2 protein-coding genes are annotated in these 1,232 nt (G+C 58.4%); both read right to left on the bottom strand.

Going from position 1 to position 1,232, the window contains the following annotated elements; all coding sequences use genetic code 11:
• Window positions 1-325: hypothetical protein (locus A3730_RS01865; protein WP_156500792.1), on the bottom strand; the 325-nt coding region annotated here is incomplete at its 3' end.
• A 6-nt stretch (window positions 326-331) separates the two neighbouring features.
• On the bottom strand, window positions 332-1,232 hold a 901-nt coding region (locus A3730_RS01860), incomplete at its 5' end, for an outer membrane protein transport protein (protein ID WP_063537357.1).

Below are 1,232 nucleotides of genomic sequence, written 5' to 3'. Positions count from 1 at the left end.
GCTGCAGCATGACCCCCATGCCCTCATCCACTGACTGCGGCGCCTGCATGGCCACCTGGTTATTGCCGGTATCAGGGCAATCCCCGTCCAGCTGGGCACATTCCAGTAACGTAAAGTGACTGGCATCCACCGTGACCGGGTGGGAAAACCGGATCGACAGCGGCGTCTTCGGTGCCAGATCCTGCTGACCGTCGTAGGGGAAACTGTAATAGACCTCACCGGTCTGCCAGTTTTCCAGGGTGGGCTCGTCACCGGCCTCACCGCCACAGGCAGCCAGCAATGCGGCTGCCGTAGCCAGAGATAGCGCTTTTAATTTCATCGCCATTAACTCCTAGAATTTGAGGGTGATGGAGCCGGAGAAAACATGCACATCGCCTTCCGCTTCCACGGTTTCGTAGGATTGCGGAAAGCTCGGGGAACGGCGGTCGTACAGATCGAACTCTCGCGGGTCGAGCTGTTGATACTGGTAGGCCAGATCAAAACGCACCGGGTAAGCCAGCACCGGGACAGACTTGTATTCCGCGGTGAGGCCCAGCCCCAGAATCATCTTGTCCGCATCCAGGTAGTTCACTTCCAGTGATGCGTTGGAATCCAGCGGCGATTCACTGAACGCCACACCGCCGGTTAGCTTGTAGGTGTCGTTGATATTGAATTCGCCACCGATACGCGGCACCACAATATCCTTGAAGCGCAGCTCGTAAGGCGCGCCGCCGGTGTTCACGGCCTGGTCCTTGATGGTATCGCCTTCCAGCTCTTCTTCCAGGCGCGACCATTCCTGCATTTCCAGGGTTACCCCAACGCGCCAGCGCTCCCGGCCATAGGCCAGACCGGCGGCATAGATATTCGGCTGATAGGAATCGATGGTGGTAATCGCCAGGTTGATGCCCGGGTCCAGCACGGTGCCGGGGATAGTGATGGTGGAATCCACCGTGGTGTTGGTGTTGGAGTAACCACGGTAACTGAACGCGGTTTCCAGCCCGTTGAACCAGCAGTTATCACCTTCACTGCAGAAGCTTTCGCCCCAGTCCATGTTGAGACCGAAGATCGGCCGGATGGAGGGTTTGGCCGACACATTCAGGGTTTCGTAGCTGGTTTCCCCAGCCAGTGTGGACGTGGCGACCAGCTCCGCTTCCGAATGCAGGGTAATCCGTGCGGACAGCCCCATATCCAGGCCACGCCAGATTTGTGTCCCGCCGCCCAGATTCAGAAACAGCGGCTGGCGACCGTATTCA

This window comes from Alcanivorax sp. HI0044, assembly GCF_001634945.1.
Note: the sequence above shows the minus strand (reverse complement) of the source record. Positions and strands in the feature narration are given on the sequence as shown.